At 73.5% G+C, this 15,479-nt stretch carries 18 protein-coding genes; 4 read left to right on the top strand and 14 right to left on the bottom strand.

What is annotated here, in order from left to right:
• Positions 1 to 58: 58 nt before the first annotated feature.
• The 5 genes from BLV96_RS49650 to ligD (BLV96_RS02660) form a co-directional block, all read right to left on the bottom strand.
• Positions 59 to 229 carry a hypothetical protein gene (locus BLV96_RS49650; protein ID WP_158104200.1) on the bottom strand — a complete coding sequence of 57 codons (171 nt, stop codon included), beginning with the start codon at positions 227 to 229 and terminating at the stop codon, positions 59 to 61.
• Positions 226 to 1,218, bottom strand: a complete 993-nt coding sequence (gene ligD / locus BLV96_RS02675; protein WP_244180018.1) for a non-homologous end-joining DNA ligase — start codon at positions 1,216 to 1,218, stop codon at positions 226 to 228. The genes BLV96_RS49650 and ligD (BLV96_RS02675) overlap by 4 nt, the downstream gene beginning before the upstream one ends.
• Before the next feature lie 32 nt (positions 1,219 to 1,250).
• A complete protein-coding gene (locus tag BLV96_RS02670; protein WP_086679561.1) occupies positions 1,251 to 1,670 on the bottom strand; it encodes a DUF6292 family protein in 420 nt (139 codons plus the stop codon).
• Positions 1,671 to 1,728: 58 nt separating this feature from the next.
• On the bottom strand, positions 1,729 to 2,133 hold the full coding sequence (locus BLV96_RS02665; protein WP_086679564.1) for an STAS domain-containing protein: 405 nt from the start codon (positions 2,131 to 2,133) through the stop codon (positions 1,729 to 1,731).
• A gap of 249 nt (positions 2,134 to 2,382) precedes the next feature.
• Positions 2,383 to 3,303, bottom strand: a complete 921-nt coding sequence (ligD, locus tag BLV96_RS02660) for a non-homologous end-joining DNA ligase (protein ID WP_167379545.1) — start codon at positions 3,301 to 3,303, stop codon at positions 2,383 to 2,385.
• Between the two features lie 62 nt (positions 3,304 to 3,365).
• Here ligD (BLV96_RS02660) and BLV96_RS02655 point away from each other — a divergent pair, with 62 nt between their 5' ends.
• Complete coding sequence (locus BLV96_RS02655; RefSeq protein ID WP_086679566.1) at positions 3,366 to 3,587, top strand: hypothetical protein; 222 nt, start codon at positions 3,366 to 3,368, stop codon at positions 3,585 to 3,587.
• Here the strand turns inward: BLV96_RS02655 and BLV96_RS02650 are convergent, their stop codons facing one another.
• The 3 genes from BLV96_RS02650 to BLV96_RS02640 form a co-directional block, all read right to left on the bottom strand.
• Positions 3,588 to 4,319, bottom strand: coding sequence for an SWIM zinc finger family protein (locus BLV96_RS02650; protein ID WP_086679567.1), 732 nt, complete (start codon positions 4,317 to 4,319; stop codon positions 3,588 to 3,590).
• Positions 4,312 to 7,320, bottom strand: a complete 3,009-nt coding sequence (locus tag BLV96_RS02645; RefSeq protein WP_086679570.1) for a DEAD/DEAH box helicase — start codon at positions 7,318 to 7,320, stop codon at positions 4,312 to 4,314. The genes BLV96_RS02650 and BLV96_RS02645 overlap by 8 nt, the downstream gene beginning before the upstream one ends.
• 112 nt (positions 7,321 to 7,432) lie before the next feature.
• Positions 7,433 to 8,173 (bottom strand): GAF and ANTAR domain-containing protein, encoded by a 741-nt coding sequence (locus BLV96_RS02640; protein WP_086679572.1) that lies wholly within the window; start codon positions 8,171 to 8,173, stop codon positions 7,433 to 7,435.
• Positions 8,174 to 8,271: 98 nt separating this feature from the next.
• On the opposite strand from BLV96_RS02640, the gene BLV96_RS02635 reads away from it, so the two are divergent.
• A complete protein-coding gene (locus BLV96_RS02635; protein WP_086679575.1) occupies positions 8,272 to 9,003 on the top strand; it encodes a GAF and ANTAR domain-containing protein in 732 nt (243 codons plus the stop codon).
• Between the two features lie 7 nt (positions 9,004 to 9,010).
• The gene (locus BLV96_RS02630; RefSeq protein ID WP_086679577.1) at positions 9,011 to 10,393 is read left to right on the top strand and encodes a PP2C family protein-serine/threonine phosphatase; all 1,383 of its coding nucleotides are present in this window, start codon (positions 9,011 to 9,013) and stop codon (positions 10,391 to 10,393) included.
• A gap of 7 nt (positions 10,394 to 10,400) precedes the next feature.
• On the opposite strand, the gene BLV96_RS02625 is transcribed toward BLV96_RS02630, so the two are convergent.
• A complete protein-coding gene (locus BLV96_RS02625) occupies positions 10,401 to 10,796 on the bottom strand; it encodes an STAS domain-containing protein (protein WP_086679580.1) in 396 nt (131 codons plus the stop codon).
• Positions 10,797 to 10,866: 70 nt separating this feature from the next.
• Positions 10,867 to 11,631, bottom strand: coding sequence for an ANTAR domain-containing protein (locus tag BLV96_RS02620; RefSeq protein WP_086679584.1), 765 nt, complete (start codon positions 11,629 to 11,631; stop codon positions 10,867 to 10,869).
• Positions 11,632 to 11,923: 292 nt separating this feature from the next.
• Here BLV96_RS02620 and BLV96_RS02615 point away from each other — a divergent pair, with 292 nt between their 5' ends.
• Entirely contained in the window at positions 11,924 to 12,856 is a 933-nt protein-coding gene (locus BLV96_RS02615) for a PfkB family carbohydrate kinase (RefSeq protein ID WP_086679587.1), read from the top strand.
• Between the two features lie 74 nt (positions 12,857 to 12,930).
• On the opposite strand, the gene ligD (BLV96_RS02610) is transcribed toward BLV96_RS02615, so the two are convergent.
• The 4 genes from ligD (BLV96_RS02610) to BLV96_RS02600 form a co-directional block, all read right to left on the bottom strand.
• Entirely contained in the window at positions 12,931 to 14,508 is a 1,578-nt protein-coding gene (gene ligD, locus BLV96_RS02610; RefSeq protein ID WP_086679590.1) for a non-homologous end-joining DNA ligase, read from the bottom strand.
• 17 nt (positions 14,509 to 14,525) lie between these two features.
• On the bottom strand, positions 14,526 to 14,654 hold the full coding sequence (locus tag BLV96_RS51155) for a hypothetical protein (protein WP_279627516.1): 129 nt from the start codon (positions 14,652 to 14,654) through the stop codon (positions 14,526 to 14,528).
• Between the two features lie 5 nt (positions 14,655 to 14,659).
• On the bottom strand, positions 14,660 to 15,214 hold the full coding sequence (locus BLV96_RS02605) for a hemerythrin domain-containing protein (protein WP_086679593.1): 555 nt from the start codon (positions 15,212 to 15,214) through the stop codon (positions 14,660 to 14,662).
• Positions 15,215 to 15,285: 71 nt separating this feature from the next.
• On the bottom strand, positions 15,286 to 15,474 hold the full coding sequence (locus BLV96_RS02600) for a hypothetical protein (protein ID WP_086679596.1): 189 nt from the start codon (positions 15,472 to 15,474) through the stop codon (positions 15,286 to 15,288).
• Positions 15,475 to 15,479: the final 5 nt, after the last annotated feature.

The following is a 15,479-nucleotide window of genomic DNA, read 5'->3' as shown; positions in this document are numbered from 1 at the left end:
GTGTCCGTCACCCCCACGACTCCGCCCGCGGAGCCGATGTGACCGGCCGTGACGGCGATCACAATCCGAGCCGCAGCACGATCTCCCCGTGGTCGATCTCGCCGGTCGACCTCGTCCGGCCCGACGACGCCGGCCGGCCGGGTGACACGTTCCAGCTGAGCACCACGAACGCGACCGTCTCGTCGCCGGAGCCACCGGTGATCTCGACCAGGCGCACCGGCGTTGTCATGCCGCTCCCGTCGGTTCCGGCACCCCCACCTCGCCGGGTGCCCGGTCCGGGCGCAACCCCCGCCACGACGTGTGCCGCAGCCGCCGGTCCGGGGTGACGCGGCGGAAGACGACTTCGCCCACCAGATCCGGCTCCACCCAGTGCGCGCCCCGGGCACGGTCCCGCGGTACCTCGGTGCCGAACGGGCACCGCGGGCGGGCCAGCGGCGCCAGGACGTCGCGGAGGTGGTCGAGCGCGTCGTCGGTGAAGCCGGTGCCGACGTCGCCGACGTAGACCAGCGTGCCGTCGTCGTCGTAGCCGCCCAGCAGCAACGCGCCCAGCGTGCCGGCGCGGCGGCCGGCGCCGGTCCGCCAGCCGCCGACGACCACTTCGCGCGTCTGGGTCAGCGCGCGCTTGGTCCACAGCGGTGAGCGGGTGCCGGGCAGGTAAGGCGCGTCGAGCCGCTTCGCGACGACGCCCTCGATGCCGTGCTGGGCCGCCGTCGCCAGCAGCTGGTCCGGCCCGATGTCGGCGCCGCTGTACCAGGGCGGCACGACGAGCCGGCCGTCGGCGGGCCGGACCAGCTCGGCCAGGAGCTCGCGCCGCTGCTCGTACGGCCGGTCCAGCAGCGATTCGGCGCCGATCCGCAGCAGGTCGAAGGCGAAGTAGACGACCGGGACCTCGGCGCGCAGCTTCGCCGTCGGCTCGTGCATGGCGCGGCGCTGCATCAGCTCGAACTCCGGGCGGCCGGCCGCGTTCACCGCGACGACCTCGCCGTCGAGCACCGCCGCGTGGCCGCCGAGCGCGGGCGCGAAGACGTCCAGCAGCTCGGGGTAGCGGTGGGTGTGGTCGCTGCCGCTGCGGCTGGTGATCCGGGCGTCGCCGGTGTCCGCGACCCGGGCGCAGCCGCGGAAGCCGTCCCACTTCCACTCGTAGCCGTGCCGGCCGTCGTCCGGGAGTTTCCCGTCGACGGCGAGCATCGGCGCCACCGCGTCCGGCACCGTCCCCATCGCTCCAGTGTGGAGGATCGGGCCGCCCCGCGTCACCCGGCCGGCAGCAACGGCAGGAGGTCCTGGTGGCGGCCCGCACGGCGCAGCACGGGTGATCCGGGTCCGTCCGGTGCCAGGTCCCCGGCGCGCAGCGCGGCCAGGAACCGCACGATCACGCGCGGCGGCGGCAGGATGTCGGCCCCGCCGAGGTAGGCGAGCACGATCATCTCCTCCCCGCACGCCGCCTCGACCGCGACGGCCCAGCCGTGCACCTCGTCCCACAGCAGCGCCACGTCGCGCTCGGGGTAGCGGCGCAGCCGCCAGTCCACCGCGACGTAGGCCGACACCGGGACGTCGACGTCCACGGTGCAGGACTCGAAGCCGAAGCCGAGCGCGGCCGCCACCTCGCCGAGGTACGCGCGCAGCCCGCGCTGGAACCAGAACTCGAGATCGGTGTCGATCAGGACGGACACCCGTTTCCTTTCTTCCCGGATCCGCACCGGGCACCCTGCCCGGTGCGGTCGAAGCGGATCAGCCGGCCGCCGCCAGTGCGTCGGCCCGATCCCCGTAGCAGGAGAACCCGGCGGCGCCGCTCCCCCGCAGCAGCCGCCGCAGCGCCGGCGTGCCGACCACCCACGCGACGGGGACGGCCGCTTCGTCGGCGGTGCGCTGGACGCCGTGCAGCGTCCGGAACCCGGCGCCGGTGCAGAACGTCACCCCGCCGAGGTCCACGACGAGCGCTCCGCCGCGGCGGAGCGCGATTTCCGCGCATTCGACAAAAATGGCGACGGTCGACAAATCCAAGTCGCCCACGACCACGAGAAGCGTGCACCGGCCACCGGGGAAAGTCGTGGTGACCGAGAACGGCTCGCACAACGCTCCCGGTGTCGAACGCCCGAATGCTCGCGAAAGCCGCGGCGGTTTCTGGATCTTCATGACCGGCTCCGGCGGCTCAAGATGAACGTTTACGGGGTAGACCGTACCCACAACGTCCACCTTGGCGCACACCAAGATCTTCCCGGCCTCCGGGGTGTGCAGCGACACGGCCACCTGCACGTGCAGCAGTCCACAAGGGACCGTCCGGGTCGCCTGGTCGGGCCCGATTTTTCGCAATTCCCCCGAACCGCCCGGCGAGCGCTTCGGAGAATCGCCGCCGGCGCACCGGGCAATTCCGATTTCCGAAATTCAGCCGAACGCCGGAATCGCGGCGCGCGTCCGGCCCAGATCCGCGAACAGGTCGCCGTGCTGCTCGACGCGGTCGAGCACCTCATCGGCGGTGAAGCGCAGGTGCGATACGTGCCGGCAGGCCCGCACCTCGTCCCAGGTGACCGGCGTGGACACGGTCGGCTCGTCACGCCCGCGCAGCGAGTACGGCGCGACGGTGGTTTTGAAGGGGTTGTTCTGGCTCCAGTCGATGAAGACCTTGCCCGGCCGCAGCGTCTTGGTCATCCGCGCGACGACGAGGTCCGGCGTCTCGGCCGCGAGCCGCTCCGCGAGCGCTTTCGCGTACTGCGACGTCTCGGCGGGGTCCGTCGTCACGACCCCGGCGTAGAGCTGCATCCCCTTCGAGCCGCTGGTCTTGGCGACGGGGGTGAGCCCGTCGCCGGTGAGGACGTCGTGCAGCCGCTCAGCGACGCGGCAGCAGTCGACGACAGTCGCCCCGGGCCCGGGGTCGAGGTCGAACACGAGCCGGTCGGGCGTGCTCCGCTCGTCGTCGGCGTCGACGGTCCACTGGTGGACGTGCAGTTCGAGCGCGGCGAGGTTGGCGGCCCAGACGAGCTCGGGCAGGTCGTTGATCAGCGGGTAGGCGACGACCTCGGCGTCCTTCCCCCGGCCACCGACGGCGAGCCGAGCGGTGCGCACCCAGTCGGGCGCGTGACGCGAGACGTCCTTCTCGAAGAAGGAGCCACCGGCAACGCCGTCGGGGAACCGCACGAAGGTCATGGCGCGATCGCGGATGTGCGGCAGCAGCAGCGGCGCGATGCGGGTGTAGTAGTCGAGCACCTCGCCCTTGGTGAAGCCGTGCCGCGGGTAGAGGACTTTTTCGAGGTTCGAGAGCGTCAGCTGCCGCTCGCCCACCCGCACCGTGATCCGGCTCCCCGCCACGACGCCGACGATATCACCCATGGTTATGATGCACTTGTACCAAAAAAACGGGAGGGGACCACGTGAAGTTCGACGTGCTGCAGATCGTGGGAGCGGTGTTGACGGTCCTGGGAGCCCAGGGCGCGATCCGGCTGCTGGTGGACCACGGGAACACGGGCCTGCTGGGGTGGCTGGGGGCGGGCTTCGCCGGAACGCTGGTGTGCTACTTGGCGGTGACGGCGGCGGGGGTCGTGCTGGCCGGCTGGGCCCACGACCGCGCCAAGGCACTGGGGCGGCGGAAGTAGCTAGGCGCCGTGCTCTCCGGCCAGTGCCCGGTACACCGGCCGGAGCAGCTCGGCGACGTCCGCTCCGCCCGCCGTGATCGCGAACGGCGGGGCCTGGTCCACCAGCGCGTCGAACGGCGCGCGCGGTCCGTGCAACGGTGCCGCGCCGCCCAGGCCCGGGGCCTCGCCGCAGGCGAAGAACGTGTCCAGCACCTCGGTCAGCGCCGGTGACCGGTCGTCGGGATCGCGGGGCTCGGCGGACATGAGCCGGTTCTTCAGCTCCTCGAGCAGCGCCTCACGATCGCGGCCGCGCAGCGCGAGGACCGTGAACGGATCGTCGTCCACCCTCGCCACCAGCGCCGAGAACACCGCGTTCAGGTGGCCGCACGGGACCTCGGCGGCCGGGCACGTGCAGTCCAGCGACACCTCCCGCGCCGACGACGGGAACAACGGCAGCCGCAACGCCTTGAAGATCTCTTCGACGTCTCGGGGCAACTCGCCGCTGAGCAGCAGGACCGTGGCCGACGCCTTCGCGGCGAGCGCGTGCGTGATCGCCGCCCACTCCGTCTTCCCGAACGCCGTCAGGCCGATGCGCACCCGGTACGGCCGGCCGTCCCGGACCTCGGCGTCGACACGCCCGGCTCCGACCTCCAACGACTCCACGCGGCCCGCGCCGGCAGCGGGCAGGAGGACGCCGATCGCCGTCAGCGCGCGGAGGAACCGGGCCGGCCACCACGGGAGCGGGTCAGTCATCGAGCGCCTCCTCCCCCAGCGTGAGCACGCCGCGCAGCGCGTCCGTGGACAGTTCCGTCAGCCAGCTTTCGCCCTCGCCCACGACCATTCCCGCGAGGGCGCGTTTCCTGGTGATCAGGGTGTCGATGCGCTCCTCGATCGTGCCCGGGCAGAGGAACTTCCGGACCTGGACGGTGCGCCCCTGCCCGATCCGGAACGCGCGGTCGGTGGCCTGGTTCTCCACGGCCGGGTTCCACCAGCGGTCCAGGTGCAGGACCTGGCCGGCGGCGGTCAACGTGAGCCCCGAGCCGCCCGCCTTGAGCGACAGCAAGAGGATCCGGGGCCCGTCGCCGGACTGGAAGCGGTCCACGATCGCGTCCCGCGTCCCCTTGGCCAAGCCACCGTGCAAGAACGCGACTTCGGTGCCGAGCCGGGCCGACAGGTGCGGCACGAGCAGGTGCCCGAATTCGGCGTACTGCGTGAAGCACAGCACCCGATCGCCCGACGCCAGGATTTCCGCCAGGATCTCTTCGAGGCGGTTCACCTTTCCGGAGCGTTGCCCGATCGGGGAACCGTCGTGCAGCAGGTGCGCGGGGTGGTTGCAGACCTGCTTGAGCTTCGTGATCGCGGCGAGGACGTTGCCGCGGCGCTTGATGCCTTGGCTGTTCTCGATCTTCTTCATCATCTCGTCGACGATCGCGCTGTACAACGTGCCCTGTTCGCGGGTGAGCCGGTATTCCTGCCGGATTTCGAGCTTGTCCGGGAGTTCGGGGACGATCGCGGGGTCGGTCTTCACCCGGCGCAGCAGGTACGGCTGCGTGAGCCGGCGCAGGACGGCGGCCGTGGCGGTGTCGCCGCCGCGCTCGATCGGGGCCGCGAACCGCTGCCGGAACTCGAACCTGCTGCCGAGCAGCCCGGGGTTGAGCAGGTCCAGCACCGACCACAGGTCCGCCAGCCGGTTCTCCACCGGGGTGCCGGTCAGCGCGAGCCGGTGCCCGGCCGTGAACCGCCGCACCGCCTTGGCCGTCGCGGTGTCGGCGTTCTTGACGGCGTGCGCTTCGTCGAGCACCAGGCGCCGCCAGGTGACCGTCTCGAGTCCCTCGGCGTCCCGGGCGGCGGTGGCGTAGGTCGTGACGACGAGGTCGGCCGCGGCGACGTGGGTGGCGAGCGCGTCCCCGTGCGCGCGGGCGCTGCCGTGGTGGGCGAGGACCCGCAGGTCCGGGGCGAAGTTCGCGGCCTCCCGCTCCCACATGCCGACCAGCGACATCGGGCACAGCACCAACGTCGGCCCCTGCTCGCCGGCCGCCCGCTCGACGGCCTCGAGCGCCAGGGTCTGGACGGTTTTGCCGAGGCCCATGTCGTCGGCCAGGCACGCACCCAGCCCCAGTGCCGACATGAACGCCAGCCAGGCGACACCCCGCCGCTGGTACGGCCGCAGGGTGGCGCGGAACGACGGCGGCAGCTCGACCGCCTGCAGCGTCTGCTGGACCCGCCCGGCCAGGACGTCCCCGACCCAGCCTTCGGTGTGGACGTCGGTGACCGGGAGCGGCACCTCCCGCGTGAGGCGGACGAGCTCCAGCAGCTCGGCCGCGGTGGGACGCCGGGCGTCCCGGTCGCGGCGCAGGAACTCGAGACCGGCGCGGAGCCGGTCGGCGTCGACGCTGATCCACCTGCCCCGCAACCGCACCAGGGGTTTCTTCGCCGCGACGAGCTTCGCCAGCTCTTCCTCGCCGATCTCGTCGTCGCCCACCGCGATCGTCCAGCGGAACGTGGCCAGCTCGTCGCGGCCCACCCGGCTGCGGGCGACGACCTGTTCGGACGGCGTGCCGCGGACGGAGAGGCGCAGGCCGAGCCGGCGCCGGCCGTCCCAGGTGGCCGGGAGCTGCGCCTCGAACCCGGCTTCGATCAGCCGGGTGGCGCCCGAGGTGAGGAAGTGCTCGGCTTCCTCGACGGTCAGGTCGTACTCGGACGGCTGACTCCGGCGCAGTGCCGGCGCAAGCATCGGTTCCACCAGCGCGGCGCGGCCCAGTTCGGCTACCAACAGCCCCCTCGGGTCCCGGACCAGCCCGTTCGCCTCGCCCGACCAGATCTGCCCCGCCGACAGCAGCAGGCTCGGATCGGCCGCCGACCGCAGGAGGAACTGCAGCTGCCACTTGGTGCCGTCGCCGGTCTGGTCGTCGGGATCGTCCTCGGCCGGCCGGCGCAGGGTGCCGACCTCGGCCAGCCGGAAGCAGGCCCGGCCGTCGACGACGTCGGTGTCGGCGACCTGGTCCCACTTCGCGACGGCGTCGGTCAGGACCCCGAGCTCGCCCAGCGGCAGCTCGACGCGGGCGGCGCCGCCCTGCAGAGCCGCCAGCCACACCCCGGCCGCGCCCCGGCCCCCGCGCAGGTCGACGGGTGGATCCGCGCGGGCCAGCCGGTCCCGGACCGCCGCGTCGACCAGCGTGTGGAGGGCATCGGTGCCGAGCGCGCGCGGCGACGCCCCGGTGAGCGGCGCGATCTGCTCGGCCCGCCCGACCGGCGGCATGGCCGCGACCAGCGCGTCGAAGGCGACGAAGTCCACGCCCTGGAGCACCGGCCGCCACCGGGCCTCTGCCGCGTCACCGCGGCGGCGGAGCGTCGGCAGCACCCGCCCGCGCCGCACCAGATCCTCGGCAAAGCGAGCCACAGCCCGGAAGTAGCCGACCGACGAGCCGTAGGAGGCCGCGTCGTCGAGGTCGTCCAGCTCGAGGGGGTCGACGACCAACGCCGGCACCGACCACGGCCGCAGCGCCGGCGCACGCCGGTTGGCGCCCGCCACCGGCTCGGCGGAGGCGAGCGGCCGGTTCGCCCGCGAGGGCAGCAGCAACGTCACCGACGTGGGCTTGCCGGGGTGCAGCGCGGTCAGCTGCGCGCTGGAAACGGCGAACGGATGCGAGAGCGCGACCAGTGTCGAACGGCTCGACGTGCCGGCCGGGCGGTCGTGCTCCGCCCAGAGCAGCAGACCCCGGCCCGGAGACCACAGAGCGTGCACCGAGGGCAAGGTCTGGAGCTCCTTCTTCCGATCCGCGTGACCCCCAGATCGTCGCACGGGGGGAAGCGGCGCCCGCGAAAGCCCGCCGGCGGTGCGGGTCAACCCCGTGCCCGACCGAGAATCAAACGACGCCGCTGGAAACGACCCGCTCCACGAATCGCTCGGCGATTTCGCGTAGTTTCACGTTCTCCCGCTGCGACTGCTCGACCAGCACCGCGAACGCGTCGTCCGCGCCGATGCGGCGGATCGCCATCAGCATCCCCTTCGCCTGGTCGATGACCGCGCGCGAGGTCAACGCCGTGCGCAGGTGGTCGGCCGTCTCGCGGGCCTCCACGTACCGGTGGTAAACGCGGAACACCGCTTCCACCGCCGTCGTGTACAGCTCCAGCAGCTGTGCTTCGATCTCCTCGAAGCCGTCGTCCTGGCGGCCGTAGCAGTTCACCGCGCCCGTGTACTCCTCGTCCGCCACCAGTGGTGCGGCGAGGAAACTGCCGAAGCCCGCTTCCATGGCGCCGCTCGCGAACGCCGGCCAGCGCTCCGCCGCGTCGGTCACCGACGTGCGGACGATCTTGCCGCTGCGGACGGCCTCCAGGCACGGCCCGTCGCCGAGGCGGTACTGGTCGCCGTCCAGCTCGCTCACGACGGCGGCGGTCGCGGACGCCGTGTGCGGCTCGTCGGCGCGCACCAGCGTGATGGACGCTTCGGCGACGCCCGGGATCGCCCGGCGCACCTCGAGGCACACGTGCCGCAGCAGGATCCGGAAGTCGTCTTCCTGCCGCAGGACGGCGGTGAGCGACTCGAGCGCTCCCGTTACGTCGTCGAGCAGCGGCGAAGCCGTCGTGGTGGGCTCCGGCAGTTCCATGTCCTCTCCTCCCGCTGGTGCGCCGACCGCCCGGGTACCCACTTCACGCGACGCCATGTGCAGGTTTGGCCGCCGCCTCCCTTTGGTATTCAGCGGCCATGGCGACGGAGAAGGCGGACGGGCTGCCGCTGGACGGTGAGCTCGCGGCGGTCGCCGCGCGGATGTCGGGGCTGCTGCTCTCGCGCGAAAGCGTGGATTCGGTGCTCGAACTGGTCGTCTCGCTCGCGGGCAAGACGATCTCCGGCGCGGCCGGCGCCGGGGTGACGCTCATCGACGACGAAGGCCGCCCCGCCACGACGAGCGCGTCGGGCCCGCTGGTGCGCGACGCCGACACCCTGCAGTACCAGCTCGGCGAGGGCCCCTGCATGGCCGCGCTCGCGGAGTGCGCGCCGATGCGGATCGACGACGTCACCACCGAACGGCGCTGGCCGCGGTGGTGCGCCGCGATCACCGGCTCCGGGCTGCGCTCGGTGCTCACCACCCCGCTCGTCGCCGAGGACGGCTGCCACGGCGCGATCAAGATCTACGCGACGACGGCCGGCGCGTTCGGCCACGCCGAGGAGCAGGCGCTGGCCTCGTTCGCCGCCCGAGCCGCGACGCTGGTCGCCAACGCTCGCGCCTACGAGCGGGCGAGCCGGTTCAGCGAGCGGTTCAAGCACACCTTGCGCGACCGCGACGTGATCGCGATGGCGAAGGGCTTCCTGATGGGCCGCGACGGCCTCGACGAGGACGCCGCGTTCGACCGCCTGCTCTCCCTGGCCCGCGCGGACGGCCTCAGCCCGGCCGAGGCCGCCACCGGACTGCTCGCACCCGCGCCGCGGGGAAGGTGAGCCGCCGATGCGCTTCCTGCCCGAGGGCGAACAGCAACGGCTGCTCACCGCCTGCTTCGCCCGCAGCGGCCTGACCCTGGAACAGCTGTGGATGCGGTACTTCGCGCTCGGCGGCAGCCAGAGCCTGCTGGAGCTGGACGCCTACCTCAACGCGCTGACCACGCTCCCCCGCGTCGACCGCGACATGCTCGCCCACGCCGTCAACGAGCGGCTCGACGAGCTGGCCGGGCCGCCCCGCGCGCCCTACAGCCATTCGGTCCGCGACGGGAAACCGTTGCACGGCCCGCTGAAGGCGCTCGTCGACCTCCTCGAAGGCGCCCACCGCGCGCCGCCCGAGCGGCTGCCCTCCGTCGTCGCCGCGGCGGGCCGCGCGCTCGACCTGCGCATCGGCGTCTACCTCGCCGACTACGACCAGCGGACGCTCGTGCGCGCGGACTCCGCCGCGGAGCTGGACATCGACACCACCGTCGCCGGCGCCGTCTTCCGCCACGCCGGGACCGCGGTGACGCGGGACGCGCCCGGCCCCACGTTGTGGACGGTGCTGCTCGACGGCGTCGAGCGGCTCGGCGTGCTGGAGATCGTCCCCACCGACGGCGCCGACCCCGACGACCCCGTGCTGCGGGAGCAGTGCCGGTGGCTGAGCACGCTGCTCGGGCACCTGGTGACGGTCACGACCCAGTACGGCGACGGCCTCGACGTGCGACGGCGGCGGCGCCACCGCGGCTCTCCCGCCGAGCTGCTGTGGCAGAGCCTGCCGCCGCTCACCGGCGCGACCGAGAGCGTGGTCGTCGGCGCGAGTGTCCAACCGGCGTACGACCTGTGCGGGGTCGTGTTCGACTACGCGCTCTCGGAACGGCGGGCGCGGCTGGCGATGTTCGACGCCGGCTCGCGCACGGGCGACGCGAGCTACGCGGTGGTGAACGCGCTGGCGGCCTACCGCGCGGCCCGGCGCGACGGCGCTTCGCTGGAGGAGCAGTACGAGGCGGTCGCCGGCTCCGCCGCGGCGGTCACGGGGGTGCTCGCGGAGCTGGACCTGGTGACCGGCGACGTGCGGTGGCTGGGCGCCGGGCACCCGGCCCCGCTGATCGTCCGGGGTGGGGCCGTGCTGCCGGAGACGGGGTCGGCGGCCGTCGGCTTCGAGCGGCCACCGCGGGTCACCGACGCCCGGCTCCGGCCCGGCGACGTGCTCGCGCTGTACTCACCCGGCCTGGCCGGGGCGACCGACCGGCTGGGGACGCCGTTCGGCCGGGAGCGCGTGGCGCGGTGCCTGGCGGGCGGGACGCTGCCACCGGAGACCGCGCGCTTGCTGACCCAGGAGGTCGTCGCGCACGCCGGTGGTGAGCTGCGGTCGGACGCGGGAGTCCTGGTGGCCCGCTGGGTCCCGCGTTGAGCGACGCTCAGCAGGCGGTGTCCCGCACCCCGGCCGCCAGCAGCTCGCGCAGCGCGTCCGACAGCGACGCGAACATCGGGACGACCGCCGCCAGCCCGGTGATCCGGAACAGCCGGGCCAGCGTGCGGCTGTTCGCGACGACCCCGAACCGCCGGCCCTCCGTGCTCGCGAGCCGAGCGGCCGCCGCCAGCGCGCGGGCGCCGGCCAGGCCGAGGAACGCCACCTGCGTGAGGTCCACCACCGTCGTCCCCGGTGGGGACGCCGCCAGCTCGCGTTCCAGGATCGGCAGGGTCAGCGCGTCGATCTCGCCGGCGAAGGTCAGCACGAGCAGACCGGGGCGGTACTCCGTCCGGCGCGCCGCGAGCGGCGCGGACCGGGTCGGGACCGGGGACGTGGGGGACACGGGTTCGGCAAGCCTTCCGGGGTGATCAAGGTCGGGGTCTTGATACCCAAACCGCCGGAACGGAAACGCCCTATTCCGCGGTGAACGCCGACCAGAGCCGTTCGGCCGCATGCCGGGCCGAGGCGCCGGGCCGGATCTGCGGAACGCCGTCGGGCTGCGGCGCGTGCCCGCCGCCGACGTGCTCGACCAGCGCGACGGCCAGCTCGCGGACCTTCGCGTTGAACTCCTGGCTGGCCCGCCGCAGCGTCTGCCAGGCTTCGTCCGGCGAGCACCGCCGGACCGCCATGACCACGCCTTTCGCCTGCTCGATGGCGGCGCGCGAAGCCAGCAGGTCGAGGGTCTGGCCTGGGTCGCCGGCGGTGGCGGTCTCGGCGACCACCAGCGTCATCTCGGTGAGCTTTTCGTAGCGCCGCAGGACGCTCAGCACGCGAGCGTCGGGCGGCCGGTCAAACGCCGCCGACAGCACGAACGCGCTGGTGTCCTCCCAGAGACCGGGCAGGGCGGCCGCGCCGCGGACCGCGGCGAACTCCGGGCGGCCGGCGACCGCGCGGGCGAGCTCCGGCCAGCGTCCGTCGGTGAAGAGGTCGTCGGTGGTCACCGGCTCCCCGGTGGCGGCCGCGACGGCGACCGGGCCGCCGTGCGCCAGCGAAACGGCCAGCAGATCGGCGGCGACGCCCGCGACGGCCAGCACCCGCGGCGGCCGCCCGCCCTGGCCGACCGTGAGCCCGGCGCCGAGGCACCCCGGCAGCTCACCGGTGATCCGCTCGAGCAGCGCACCCAGCAGCTCGGTCAGCGGTCTCCACCGGTCGGCGGCGTTCATCAACGTCTCGGTCACCCGAACCTCGCTTTCGTTCTCGTTCCTCTGATTTACCCGAAGACGCGGTGATCCACATCCGGGGCGCGGACGAATCGGTACCGCCGTCCGGGGGAACGAAGGATCACCCGGTGACGGCGGGCAGAGGACGCCGCTCGCGAGCCCGGCACCGCCGGAACCAGGCCGCCTTCCCCCTTCGGCGGTCCCCCACGTCGACCGCGCGACCCGAACGTGCGGTTTATCCGCCGCCCGGGACGGGGTAGCCGATCTTCGCCAACCGAGGAGGCGCCATGACCGACCGGCGGTACCGGTGATGTACAGCGAAGTCGTGGTCGTCGGGCAGATCGCCCGCGACCTGGTGGTCGAGGTCCCGGACGCACCCGATGCCGACTCGTCGGCGCCGGTGAAGCACCGGAAGGAGGTGCTCGGCGGGAAGGGCGCCAACCAGGCCGTGGCGCTCGCCCAGCTCGGCGTGGCCGTTTCGCTGGTCGGCGTGGTCGGCCGGGACCGCACCGGCGACGCCCTGCGCGCGCAGGCACGCGCCGACCGGATCGGCACGTCGCACGTGGTCCGCCGGCCGGGCACCGAGACGGCGCTCCTGATCGACGTCGTCGACGCCCACGGCCGCCGCCGCTACCTCGAGCACGTCCCGGACGGGACCCTGGTGACCGAGACCGACGTCTTCGCCGCGTCCGCGCCGATCTCGGCGGCAAGTTCGCTGATCATCCAGCTGCAGCAGCCGGCCCCGGCGGCGCTGCTGGCCGCGCGGCTCGCGCACACCGCGGGCACCCGCGTCGTGCTGGACGGCGCCCCGCAGGACCTCACCGGCGAGCTGCTCGCCCTGGCCGACGTCGTGCGCGCCGACGGGCACGAAGCCGAGCTGCTCACCGGGCAGCCGGTGGACGACGTCGCGAGCGCGGCCCGCGCGGCGGCGGACCTGCGGGAACGGGGGCCGTCGCTGGTCGTGCTGGAGGTGGCCGGGCAGGGGAACCTGTTCGCCGGACCGGCGGAGTCGTGGTTCGTGCCGCACGTGGAGACCGAGGTCGTCGACCCGACCGGCGCGGGCGACGCGCTGGTCGCGACGCTGACGGCCGCGCTCACCCGCCGCCGTCCGCTGGAGACGGCGGCGTGCCTGGCGGTCGCGGCGGCCGCGGCGACAACCGAGCACGCGGGCGGGCGGCCGCACCTGACCCGCCCCGACCTCGACCGGCTGCAGCCCCGCGGCCTCGAAACCGTCCACGCCTGAAGGGCACCTTCCTTACGTCACATGCACGGAAGGTGCCCTTCGGCCCGTCACATGCACCGAAAGTGCCCTTCAGCTCACAGGCCCGGCAGCTTCTGCTCGATCCCGAGCAGCGCCGCGAACGGGTCGCCGCGCTCGGTCAGCCGCTTCGGGACGTCCCGGATCGTCCAGCGGTCCGGGGTGAGGCCGTCGTCGTCCAGCTCGTCCCACTCGAGCGGCACCGACACCGGCGCCCCGGGCCGCGGGCGCACGCTGTACGGCGCCACCAGCGTCTTGTTCAGCACGTTCTGCGTGTAGTCGAGCCGGGCGCGGCCCTGGCGCTTGTCCTTCGACCAGGCCCAGCTGACCAGGTCCGGCAGGACCCGCCCGATCGTCTTCGACACGGTTTCCGCCCACTCGCGGGTCTGCTCGAACGTGCAGTGCGCGACGATCGGCACCCACACCTGGATCCCGCGCTGCCCGGTGACCTTCGGCCGCCCGGTCAGGCCGAGGTGCTCCAGCGCGGTGCGGTGCAGCCGCGCCAGCTCCAGGACCTCGGCGAACGACGTCTCCGGGCCGGGGTCGATGTCGAACAGCACCCACGTCGGGTGGTCGACGTCGGCGGCGCGCGACGTCCAGGCGTGCAGCTCCAGGGCGCCGTAGTTCGCGAGCCACGCCAGCGTCGCGACGCTGTCCGCCACGACGTACCGCCGGCTCTCCCCCGCCTTCGCGCGCTCGTTGCGCCACGTCGTGAGCCAGTCCGGCGCGTGCTTCGGGACTTCCTTCTGCCAGAAGCCGGTTTCGGTGACGCCCTGCGGGAAGCGGTGCGTGTTGAGCGGCCGGCCCGCCAGGTACGGCAGCATGACCGGCCCGGCGGTGACGTAGTAGCGGATCAGGTCCCGCTTGGTCACCGGCTCCCCGTCGCCGGCCGGCGGGAAGAGGACCTTGTCGAGGTTCGTCAGCGTCAGCTCGCGTCCGACGACCGACCACCTGCCCTTGGCGCCGAGGTCGTCGAGGGCCGCCAGCTCGTCGGCGGTCGCGGCGGTGAACCCGACGGCTTCCTCGGCCTGTGCGGCGGGCCGGTCGCCGTGCCACAACGCGCCCGGCGCGGCCGCCACCTCGTCGTTCGTGCGGCCGCTCTTCACCGAGCGCGGGTGGTCCTCGGCGTCCCAGCCCGCTTCGGCGTGGTCGTCCTCCTTGTGCAGCAGGAACCACTGGTCCTTCTCGCCGCGGTTCGTGCGGACGAGGACGAACCGGCCGGCCAGCTTCTCGCCGTCGAGGTCGAAGTGCAGGGTGCCGTCCTCGATCGCCTTCGCCGGGTCGGCGTCGACCGGCCGCCACTCGCCGCGGTCCCAGACGATGACGTCCCCGCCGCCGTATTCGCCGCGCGGGATCACGCCTTCGAAATCGGCGTACTCGATCGGATGATCTTCGACGTGCACAGCCAGCCGACGGGCCTTCGGGTCCAGCGTCGGGCCCTTCGGCACCGCCCAGCTGACCAGGACGCCGCCCAGCTCCAGCCGGAAGTCGTAGTGCAGGCGGCGGGCGCGGTGCCGCTGCACCACGAACCGGTGCCCGGCCGGGCCGCCCGCGGCCCCGCCGGCCGGCTCGGCGGTCCGGCCGAAGTCCCGCATCTCCTGGTAGCGCCGCAGTTTGCGGGCCGAGCCCTCTGCCATGACGACGGGGTACCCACTCAGTCCGGTGCCGACCAGGGCGGGTTCTTCTTCGCCAGCTCCTGGTACTCCTCGACCTCCTGCGGGGTCGGGTCGAGCCCGGCCTCTTCCGCGAACTCTTCGGGGTCCCGGGGTTCTTCGGACGTCACCGCCCTCACCTCCCCAGCGCGCCGCGGATGAGGTCGCGCGCCCGGTCCATGATCGCCGCGGGCGGGCCCAGCACCAGGTTCGCCGTCGCGCTCTCGACGCCCGGGTGCGGCCGGGTCGGGCCGACGGCTTCGGCGAGCTTGGCGGTCGCGGCCATGGCGCGCAGCCGCTCGGGCGGCCGGTGGGCGCGCAGCAGCGGGAACTCTTCGCGCTCTTCGTGGTCGGCGTGCGCGAGCACGTCTTCGCGCAGCTGGACGAGCAGCGTGTCGAACCCGTCGGCTTCGGGTCCCATCTTCTGCAGCGTGCTCAGCAGTTCCTTGGCGCGGTGTTCCTCGCCGAGCCGCGCGTCGACGACCGGTCCGGCGGCGGGCTCGAGGTCCCGGATCTCCGGGTGCACCACCAGTTCCTCCGCCGTCTCGTGCACGGCCAGCAACCGCACGAGGTCGGCGAACACCTCGCGCCGCCGGTCGCCGCCGGCGGTTTCCAGCGTGGCGAACAGGTCCCGGATTTCGCGGTGCTGCCGCTGCAGCAGCTCGATGACGTCCTCTTCGTGGTCGGGCACGGAAAGCCTCCTCGTCGGTGTGTGGGAGGGGCTTTCCCCGTGGCGGGCGGGTTACTCGTGCCGATTGCCCGTCAGCCCATCCTCCCGTCGACGGCGGCCACGACGAGCGCCGCGCACCGCGCGACCGTCAGGCCCCGCTCCTGGGCCATCGCCTTCAAAGCGGTCTGCGCGGCCGGGCGGCTCATGCCTTGCGCCGCAAGGACTTCCAGCGCCAGGCCGACGACGTCGGTGGCGGGCGGGGTGGCGGTTTTGACGGGCACGGGAC

Source organism: Amycolatopsis pretoriensis, assembly GCF_900107925.1.
GTDB lineage: Bacteria > Actinomycetota > Actinomycetes > Mycobacteriales > Pseudonocardiaceae > Amycolatopsis > Amycolatopsis pretoriensis.
This window is presented reverse-complemented; position numbering and strand designations above follow the sequence as displayed.

Excerpts from the sequence above, each read along its gene's own strand:
- BLV96_RS49650 (WP_158104200.1), bottom strand. The coding sequence starts at position 229 with ATGACAACGCCGGTGCGCCTGGTCGAGATCACCGGTGGCTCCGGCGAC.
- ligD (WP_244180018.1), bottom strand. The coding sequence starts at position 1,218 with ATGGGGACGGTGCCGGACGCGGTGGCGCCGATGCTCGCCGTCGACGGG.
- BLV96_RS02665 (WP_086679564.1), bottom strand. The coding sequence starts at position 2,133 with ATGAAGATCCAGAAACCGCCGCGGCTTTCGCGAGCATTCGGGCGTTCG.
- BLV96_RS02650 (WP_086679567.1), bottom strand. The coding sequence starts at position 4,319 with ATGACTGACCCGCTCCCGTGGTGGCCGGCCCGGTTCCTCCGCGCGCTG.
- BLV96_RS02640 (WP_086679572.1), bottom strand. The coding sequence starts at position 8,173 with ATGGAACTGCCGGAGCCCACCACGACGGCTTCGCCGCTGCTCGACGAC.
- BLV96_RS02635 (WP_086679575.1), top strand. The coding sequence starts at position 8,272 with ATGGCGACGGAGAAGGCGGACGGGCTGCCGCTGGACGGTGAGCTCGCG.
- BLV96_RS02630 (WP_086679577.1), top strand. The coding sequence starts at position 9,011 with ATGCGCTTCCTGCCCGAGGGCGAACAGCAACGGCTGCTCACCGCCTGC.
- BLV96_RS02615 (WP_086679587.1), top strand. The coding sequence starts at position 11,924 with ATGTACAGCGAAGTCGTGGTCGTCGGGCAGATCGCCCGCGACCTGGTG.
- ligD (WP_086679590.1), bottom strand. The coding sequence starts at position 14,508 with ATGGCAGAGGGCTCGGCCCGCAAACTGCGGCGCTACCAGGAGATGCGG.